General features: G+C 37.6%; 7 protein-coding genes and 7 tRNA genes. All 14 read right to left on the bottom strand.

Features of this window, described 5'->3' with window-relative positions:
- Positions 1-115 precede the first annotated feature (115 nt).
- The 14 genes from EC501_RS17555 to EC501_RS17490 all read right to left on the bottom strand — a co-directional run bounded on the left by EC501_RS17555 (position 116) and on the right by EC501_RS17490 (position 9,102).
- On the bottom strand, positions 116-1,552 hold the full coding sequence (locus EC501_RS17555; RefSeq protein WP_122973639.1) for an o-succinylbenzoate--CoA ligase: 1,437 nt from the start codon (positions 1,550-1,552) through the stop codon (positions 116-118).
- A 191-nt stretch (positions 1,553-1,743) separates the two neighbouring features.
- A complete protein-coding gene (menB, locus tag EC501_RS17550) occupies positions 1,744-2,562 on the bottom strand; it encodes a 1,4-dihydroxy-2-naphthoyl-CoA synthase (RefSeq protein WP_122973638.1) in 819 nt (272 codons plus the stop codon).
- Between the two features lie 129 nt (positions 2,563-2,691).
- Positions 2,692-3,516, bottom strand: a complete 825-nt coding sequence (gene menH / locus EC501_RS17545; protein WP_122973637.1) for a 2-succinyl-6-hydroxy-2,4-cyclohexadiene-1-carboxylate synthase — start codon at positions 3,514-3,516, stop codon at positions 2,692-2,694.
- Entirely contained in the window at positions 3,513-5,231 is a 1,719-nt protein-coding gene (gene menD / locus EC501_RS17540) for a 2-succinyl-5-enolpyruvyl-6-hydroxy-3-cyclohexene-1-carboxylic-acid synthase (RefSeq protein WP_122973636.1), read from the bottom strand. Before menD ends, menH begins: the two co-directional genes overlap by 4 nt.
- Positions 5,224-6,609 (bottom strand): isochorismate synthase, encoded by a 1,386-nt coding sequence (locus EC501_RS17535; RefSeq protein WP_122973635.1) that lies wholly within the window; start codon positions 6,607-6,609, stop codon positions 5,224-5,226. Before EC501_RS17535 ends, menD begins: the two co-directional genes overlap by 8 nt.
- Positions 6,610-6,811: 202 nt before the next feature.
- On the bottom strand, positions 6,812-7,756 hold the full coding sequence (locus tag EC501_RS17530; protein ID WP_122973634.1) for a dipeptidase: 945 nt from the start codon (positions 7,754-7,756) through the stop codon (positions 6,812-6,814).
- Positions 7,757-7,840: 84 nt separating this feature from the next.
- Positions 7,841-8,362: a TraR/DksA C4-type zinc finger protein gene (locus EC501_RS17525; RefSeq protein WP_122973633.1), complete on the bottom strand. Its 522-nt coding sequence runs from the start codon at positions 8,360-8,362 to the stop codon at positions 7,841-7,843.
- A gap of 122 nt (positions 8,363-8,484) precedes the next feature.
- Positions 8,485-8,556, bottom strand: a tRNA-Glu gene (locus tag EC501_RS17520).
- Positions 8,557-8,573: 17 nt separating this feature from the next.
- Positions 8,574-8,664: transfer RNA gene (locus EC501_RS17515), tRNA-Ser, on the bottom strand.
- A gap of 4 nt (positions 8,665-8,668) precedes the next feature.
- Positions 8,669-8,743 (bottom strand) — tRNA-Asn (locus EC501_RS17510).
- 14 nt (positions 8,744-8,757) lie between these two features.
- Positions 8,758-8,834 (bottom strand) — tRNA-Ile (locus tag EC501_RS17505).
- A gap of 4 nt (positions 8,835-8,838) precedes the next feature.
- Positions 8,839-8,912 (bottom strand) — tRNA-Gly (locus EC501_RS17500).
- 5 nt (positions 8,913-8,917) lie between these two features.
- Positions 8,918-8,993, bottom strand: a tRNA-Phe gene (locus tag EC501_RS17495).
- A gap of 33 nt (positions 8,994-9,026) precedes the next feature.
- Positions 9,027-9,102: transfer RNA gene (locus EC501_RS17490), tRNA-Asp, on the bottom strand.
- Between the last annotated feature and the right edge of the window lie 44 nt (positions 9,103-9,146).

The following is a 9,146-nucleotide window of genomic DNA, read 5'->3' as shown; positions in this document are numbered from 1 at the left end:
TATCAGAAGAGGTCCTTATTTTATTGTAAAAAATTCAAAGCCGGTGAAATTTTACTTTTCGTAAAATTTCACCGGCTTTTTTTATTTAGAGGAGGGTTTTGTCCCAGCCTCTTTTTTATATCATATATTCTTTTAACTTTCTTCGCATTAATTTATTTGAGCCGTTTCGTGGAAGGGATGGGACAAAATAAATATATTTCGGTATTTTATACTTTCCTAACTTCCCTTTACAAAATTCAAGTAGTTCTTCTTCCGTAATTGTAGAATGAAGAACAACAAATGCTGCCGGTACTTGTCCCCAAATCTCATCTTCTACACCGCAAACTCCAGCCTCTCGAACCGCTTCATGACTCATTAATACGTTCTCTATTTCAGCTGGGTAAATATTTTCTCCCCCTGAAATAATTAAATCGGAGCGACGGTCAAGTACATATAAATACCCTTCCTCATCTAAGTAACCAATATCTCCTGTATGTAACCAACCATCAATAGTGGAGCTTTTATCAGAAAAACGACCAATATAGCCAGGAGTTACATGGGGACCTCGAATTAAAATTTCCCCTTCTTCATTAGCCATCGTTGCATTAGCTATTTTAATTTGATTGAAAAATAGTGGTTTTCCAGCAGAACCTATTTTTCTTAATGCATCTTTGTTAGATAAAGTAGCTGTTTGGGAGGATGTTTCTGTCATACCGTACGTTTGAGAAACAAGTAAATTTAATCGGTGGGCCCGCTCAAGATAATGTACAGGAACAGGGCCTCCCCCTGCAAGAATTAACTTAAACTTAGGAGATGCTTGACTGCCCTTTTCTTCTAAGCCTTGAAGTATACGCTCTAACATCACCGCCACAACGGACATGTGGGTCACATTTCCTTTGGCGATATCATTGACACATTTTTCTTTATCAAATTTTTTGTACAACTTTACTTGATTGCCATAAAGTAATGAACGAACCAAAATCGAAAATCCACTTATATGGAATAAAGGGACTACGCACAGCCACACATCATCTTCAGAAAGGCCAATATTTAGCACAGATGATAATGCACTTGCCTGATGATTACCGACGGTTTGACGAACCCCCTTTGGAAATCCTGTCGTACCTGACGTATACATAATGGATGTTGTTTGATCATCTGGCCATTCATGTCGAATATTAGTAGATGTCGCTTCACTATTTTCGATTGTTGTAAATAAAAGATGGGGCGTATTATCAGGTAAGAGAGAAATATCCTCGTCATCAACTAAAACCATTTCTACTCCAGCATCTTCTATTTGATATTGTAATTCTTCCTTTGAAAGCTTACGATTGAGCATGACCATTTCACATTGTAGGTGCATGCATGCATACATGATAAAAATAAGGCGCGGTTGACTCGGTCCCATAATGGCAACACGACTGTTCTGTTGAATACCTAATGTTGCTAATTGTTTCGCTCTATGGACTGAAATATTTTTTATTTCTTCGAATGTCCATGATTGGTCTTCAAATATTAATGCACGTCGAGTCGGTGTTAAATGTGCACGTTGTAAAATCCAATTCGGATTCATATCCATTCCTCCAGTACATTGCAATACTATTTTAACTCTATAGGGCTAGCTATTCAAAAAGTAAAGAAACAACCTGTTTATAGCCCTTATTTATATGTAGGTTATAATTCTTATCTTTCCTATTCTGTTCTTTTCCATATAAAAAAGCAAGAGAATCGAGATTCTCTTGCTTCCTATTTCAATCTTTCCTATTAAGGGAATCTTGGGAACTGACCGAAGTCTGGTTTACGTTTTTCTTTAAATGCATCGCGGCCTTCTTTTGCTTCGTCGGAAGTATAGTAAAGAAGTGTAGCGTCTCCGGCAAGCTGTTGGATACCTGCTAAACCATCAGAGTCTGCATTAAATGCTGCTTTTAAGAAACGTAATGCCATTGGTGATAATTCAAGAATTTCTTCACACCATTTAACCGTTTCATCTTCTAATTGTTCTAATGGAACAACTGTATTTACTAAGCCCATTTCAAGTGCTTGTTGTGCATCATATTGACGACATAAGAACCAAATTTCACGAGCTTTTTTATGACCTACGATACGTGCTAAATAACCTGCACCATATCCACCGTCAAATGAGCCTACTCGAGGGCCAGTTTGACCGAAACGAGCATTTTCAGCTGCAATTGTTAAGTCACATACGATATGTAATACGTGACCACCACCAATTGCATAACCTGCTACCATTGCGACAACCGGTTTTGGAATTTTACGAATTAATGTTTGTAAATCTAAAACATTTAAACGTGGAATATTGTCTTCTCCGACATATCCACCATTTCCACGAACTTTTTGGTCTCCACCTGAACAGAAGGCAAGGTCACCTTCACCTGTTAAAATGATAACACCTACACGTTCATCATCACGTGCGCGTGAAAATGCATCAATCATTTCTGCAGTTGTTTTTGGACGAAATGCGTTACGCACTTCTGGACGGTTAATCGTAATTTTTGCGATACCGTTGTAAAACTCATACTTAATATCTTCGTAAGTATGTAAAGTTGTCCACTCACGTGCCATGTATATACCCCCTTATTGATTATCAAATACGATGACGTATTTGTTGCAATGGATTGCAACTTATTGCGGCAAGATGTTTAGGATTTTGTACTAAGTTATCATTAGGCTAAGCAAAGCTAGTGATAAAACTTATCCAGTCGTCCCATTAAACTCTATAGCATCCTTTACTATTGTAGCAAATTGTTTAGGATTTTCCACATGAATTGCATGTCCAACATTTTCAACTAATCGAAGTTCCGCAAAAGGCAATCGCAGTTTCATTTCTTGAGCAATGTTACAAAACTTTTCGTCTAACATTCCTGTTATAAGTGTAACTGGCCTATTAAGTTGATCCAGCTGGTCCCATAAGGATTGCTGCGCCCCTGTTCCCATTCCTCTTAGACTGTTTGCAAGACCGATTTCAGATTGGGACAACCTTTCTTTCCGAACAGCTTGTTGTACTGCTATCGGTAAATTTTTTTGCGAATGAAATAACGGAATGTTTTCCCATTTTTGAACAAAAGATTGAAGTCCATTTTGTTCAATACTTTTCGCTAGTTCTTCATCGCCTTTTCTTCTCGCCATTCTCTCTTCTTCCGTTTTTAATCCGGGAGAAGCACTTTCTAAAATTAACTGTTGGATTCTTTCCGGAAACTTAACGGTATAAGAAAGAGCTACACGACCACCTAAAGAATAGCCGATTAAAATAAATTGATTTAGCTTCAACTGATAAAAAAGATTTTCTAAAATCTCAATTTGTTCTTCCATTGAATAATGTGACACATCTTCTGGAGCTTCCGTTTGACCATGTCCAACTAAATCAATGGCAACAAGCCGATAGTCAGAAAATTGCGAAGCCGTTTTTCCCCATGTTTTAACGGTTCCAGTAAAACCATGGAGTAGGACGATTGTTTCCGTTAAATGCTCATTCCATATTTGAATATTTACGTTAATGCCACGGGCTTGTAAAATCATTGCTCCAACTCCTCGTGAATTCGTTGCCAAAGCTTACGATGGGCAGCGACATTTTCCTCACGATTCGTAAAGATTTCAACTAAACGTAACGGCTTTGCCTTTGGTTGTTCAAATAATGGCGATAGCTCGTCCAAAGTATGAATTGAAAGATAGTCCATATCATACATCTTAGCTATTTCAGCAAATTGTAAAGATGTTGGTGTACCAAATAAATCTTCATAATACTCTTTTACAGTGGCTTGGGATAAATATGAAAAGATTCCCCCACCATCATTATTAAAGACAATCACATTTATATTACATGGCTGATAACGAGTAGCAATGAATGCACTCAAATCATGTAAAAAGGCTAAATCGCCAATAAATAAATACATTTCTCGATTTGGTCTACCTTGACTAAAACCGATAGCGGTTGACATTACACCATCAATCCCATTTGCACCACGATTTGCAAATACTTGAATATCTTTTGCAGTTGGTAAAAGGAATGTATCGATATCACGAATTGGCATACTGCTGCTTACAAATAAATCACTCTGACTCGGAAGCTTTTCTAAAAACATACGAACCATTGCCCCTTCATCGGATTCATTGGCACTGTAATTTTCAATATGCTTTTTCGCGATTGTCTCCCCTTTTTGCCACTGTTTTACATATTCTTCATTAATACGATTGCCACTTATATTTAACTCATTTAACCACTTTCCAATGGATGCATGAATAAAGTGGGTAGAAACCGCAGCTGAGTCACGGAACATAGGATCTTCATCAACTACTACATAATGAGTTGGCTCAGTTTCTGTTAAAAAAATCGTTAGAAATTTAGATACAGGTTGAGCACCAAAACGAATTACTGTATCAGCTGCAACCTGTTGTTTAAATGGTCCGCTTTTTAATAATGCGTCATATGTAGTAATAATATAAGGCTCACAATCCGCTGGAACGTTCGTTCTCAAGTTTGAAAGACTTTCAATTAACACTGGCCATTTCAATGTACGAATAAAGGACCAAATATATTGTAAGTCAGTACCTAATGCTAATTCTCCGACGACGATAAAACCTTTTTGCGTTTGGCGAATAATTCCTTCTAACGTGTCCTTTGCCATTTCAGAAGGTGTTACTTCTCCTACATAGCTGTTTTGAAAAGATGGAACGGGAAGTTCTTCTTTAAAATCAATTAGTAAAGGCTCACGGAATGGAACGTTAAAATGAACCGGTCCATAGGGTGCTGTTGTTGCAATATTTACTCCTCGAGCTATATGACGTTCTATATGTGGTAACGTTTGTTTAGCATCATCTGGAATTGGAAATTCAGCGCTCCACTTTACCCTTTCTCCATACAAATTCAATTGATTGATTGCTTGAGGTGCTCCAACTTCCCTCAATTCGTGGGGGCGATCTGCCGTAATGACGATTAAAGGTACTCGGGCATATTTTGCTTCAACAATTGCTGGATAATAGTTTGCAGCTGCTGTACCTGACGTACATAATAGTACTACTGGTTTAGCTTTTGCTTTCGCAATTCCTAAAGCGAAAAATGCTGCTGAACGTTCATCAACTTGTCGATAAATATTTAAATTTTTCGTCGAAGCAAACGCATAAGCAAGAGGTGTAGAACGAGATCCAGGACTTATTACTACATCTTCTACACCATTTTGCATAAGTGAAGCAACCATTTTATAAACGTAATTTGTTAATATTTCTCGATTATTCATGTAGTTGTCCTCCTAAAGCACGTAACATCGGACGGAACTTCACTAATGTTTCTTCATATTCCGAAATTGGTTCGGAATCAGCAACAATACCGCCGCCAGCATATAAAAATGCCGTATTTTCTTTTAATGCAGCAGAACGAATCGCCACAATAAATTCTCCATTTCCTTCTGCATCCATCCAACCTAATGGAGCCGCATATAATCCTCGATTCATCGACTCATATTGGCGAATAATCGAAAGCGCTTCCTGACGAGGTACGCCCCCTAATGCAGGAGTAGGATGTAAATGTTTAACAAGTTGTAATATCGTTGCATCTTGTTTTAATACCCCTTCAACCGGCGTATAAAGATGTTGAATATCACGTATTTTTAACAGTTTCGGTTGCTTTGGAACCTTATATTGAATGCAATTTTGTTCAAAAGTATGAGCAATCATATCGACCACATAGCGATGCTCTCCTAAGTTTTTTGAATCCGCTAAAAGACTTTCTCCCAATGCATTATCTTCTTCAACGGTTTTACCACGTTTAATCGAACCTGCTACACATGAAGAAAAAGCGTTACCTTTCTCAACTTTTACTAATCGTTCTGGAGAAGCACCAAAGAATAAAAGTTTGTCACGTTCTAATCCAAATAAATAGCTTTCGGGCTGCTCGCTTATTACGTGGGATAACACTTGGGGAGCTGTTAAAATGTCATCAAATTGCATTTCTAAAGTACGCGCAATGACCACCTTTTCAGCTTCGTTATTTTTAATTAAATTGGTTACCGTTGCAATCGTTTTTAAATAATCTTCTTTATAAACTTCTCGATAATTCGTCATTACCGGTTTATCATACATTTTTAACTCTTTTACTTGAGCTGCATGAATCAATTGATCCCGCTCTTTTCGTAATAAATCAAACTCTTCTATGCAATTTTCATTCTTCGTAACTAAATGAATGCTTACATATGCTTTATCATCCCGAATGACAAGCTGATAAGTCGCTATTGCAAAATAGCTTTGGGGAAAACCGTTCCATTCCCCCTCTTTCATATTGTTCGGGTCAAAAGTAAATCCACCAAATAAAATCGGTTGTTGTTCACTTTCTTCCTTTACAATATTTTTCGTTAAAGCTTTCCATTCTTTTTCAATGAAATCAAAACGTTCATCATTTGCATTGTTTTCTATTTTATATGCATGTCCTAATCCGACTAATGTGAACGTTTTCTCACGGTTTTGCCAGAAAAACCGTTGTCCTTTATATTGTTTCTCCCCTGCTGCAAAGAATGCAAGGGCCGATAATCGGTTAACTTCAATCGTTTCAATATAGAAGGTTAATGTCGAATTGACTGTTCCCACTTCTACTTCAGTGGTTTGTAACCACTTCTGATGCATGAATTTTCCCTCCAACAAAGGCAATTTTGCCATAAAAATAACAGACAATTAAATATCTGCTTGTTTAAATAATCTTTTCGAATCACTCGATATCTATTCTATCATATCATTTTTTTCTTATATACAATATCGATATTCCTTACCGCCTTCATTTTTAATATGTAAAATTGACTAATTGATTCCATTAAAAAAAGCGTAAGATCTATTTCTCACGCTTTCCAATCCCCATTACGTAATTTCTAAATCCTTTACTTGCCATCATCTGAACTTCCTCAATTGAATAAGTATTCAACAAGGCATTAATAAGATTCTGATATTCACTAGCATTAGATAGCTTTTCAATCGCTAAAGGATCCATTCCATCAAAATCTGACCCAAAGCCTATCGATTCAACCCCTACTAAAGAAGTTAAATGTTGAATATGTTTAAGAAGTTCATTTATCGTCGTAGTTTCTTTAGCTGGTTCGATAAAAGGAGGATAAAAAACGACATGAATTCTTCCTCCATTTTGAACTAATGCTTTAATTTGCTCATCTGTGAGATTTCTAGGATGGTCACAGATGCTTCTAGCATTACAATGACTAGCAATGATATGTTTTGCTAAAGGGAGTACTTCATAAAAACCTTGTTCATTTAAATGGGCCACATCAAGTAGAATATCATGTTGATTTAATAATTGAATGACTTCATGGGCAAAGGGTTTTAAACCTTTTGAAGGGGCTTCAGACGTCCCATATGCAACAGTATTTTCTTCATTCCAAGTAAGTCCAACAATTTTAACTCCTGCATCGATTAAATGTTGAAGCTTTCCTATATCTTCTCCAATACAATCGCAACCTTCAAGACTTAAAACGGCTCCGATTTCTCCTTCTTTCAGTTCATCTAATTGTCTCCAATCCGTAATGTGTACCATCTCGGATTTGCTTAATACTTTTGTATGGAATGCCTCTATTTGACGGGCTGCTTCTAAAAACTTTTCTTTTTGAGGGACATTAGGATGAATAAAAATCGCAAATACTTGAACTTTCACTTTTCCAGCTTGTAAATAGTTTAGATTCGCATGTAGCCTATTATCATTTTGAAAATCGACCGCTTCTAATCTCGTTAATTTCTCCAACACATCACAATGCAAATCAATAATATCCACTTTTCTCCCGCCTATCCATTGTTTTTCTATATTGTATAGGAAAATGGATAGTTCTTGCTATAGATGAAGGAACAATTATTCATTTTATTGTAGACGATCTCGAATAGATGTTTCTTGATTATTTTGATGAATAATCTCCTGCGGAACATCCTGCGGACTATCAGATGACGGGTATTCACCAGAACCATCCTCAAAATCGACCGTTAATAATGATTTATGTGTAAGTTCATTCATAATTTCTTCTTCCACTGGTCGAGTTTCCATATCAATTTTTTCATGACTATGTTCTTTACAAGTCAATGTCGTAGGAACTGCCTCTAACCTCTCAAATGGAATTTCTTTTTGACATACTTCACATTTTCCATATGTTCCATTTTCCATTGCATTTAACGCAGCCTCTATTTTTTCAATACTTTCTTGTTTAAAATCATCCATTGCATATTCTGTTAATTGCGATGTTAAATCAGAAGCATTATCTCCAGGGTGATTATCATAATTGGATAATTCCGTACGATCTATATCATCGTGGGTTTCTAAACCTTCTTTTAAATCCTTCAATTCCTCTAATAAATTGTTTTTTAATTGTTCCATTTGTGATTGATTCATTTATTTTAAACCTCCTTCTATCTATTAATTAAGGTTCACCTAATTTAACAACAATGAGAAATTCTTTCATTTTAAACAAAAAACACTCTCAAGATAATGTTTATCTTGAGAGTGTTTAGTAATGACCCGTACGGGATTCGAACCCGTGTTACCGCCGTGAAAGGGCGGTGTCTTAACCACTTGACCAACGGGCCTAACACAAAATTATGTATGGCGGAGAAGGAGGGATTTGAACCCTCGCGCCGGTTACCCGACCTACACCCTTAGCAGGGGCGCCTCTTCAGCCTCTTGAGTACTTCCCCAATATGGCTCCGAAGGTAGGACTCGAACCTACGACCGATCGGTTAACAGCCGATTGCTCTACCACTGAGCTACTTCGGAATAATTATGTTTTATGGTGGGCCTAAATGGACTTGAACCATCGACCTCACGCTTATCAGGCGTGCGCTCTAACCAGCTGAGCTATAGGCCCCTATTGGAGCGGGTGATGAGAATCGAACTCACGACATCAGCTTGGAAGGCTGAGGTTTTACCATTAAACTACACCCGCATATATGGTGGGTCGGGACGGAATCGAACCGCCGACACTTAGAGCTTCAATCTAATGCTCTACCAACTGAGCTACCGACCCATACAATCAATTTCGCCTTTGGCGAATATATTATGGCGGTCCCGACCGGGATCGAACCGGCGATCTCCTGCGTGACAGGCAGGCATGTTAACCGCTACACCACGGGACCATTTGGTTGCGGGGACAGGATTTGAACCTGTGACCTTCGGGTTA

Origin of the sequence: Lysinibacillus halotolerans, from assembly GCF_003711845.1 — a bacterium.
Lineage (GTDB): Bacteria > Bacillota > Bacilli > Bacillales_A > Planococcaceae > Ureibacillus > Ureibacillus halotolerans.
The sequence above is the reverse complement of the archived record's forward strand: the minus strand, read 5'-3'. Positions and strand labels throughout refer to the sequence as shown.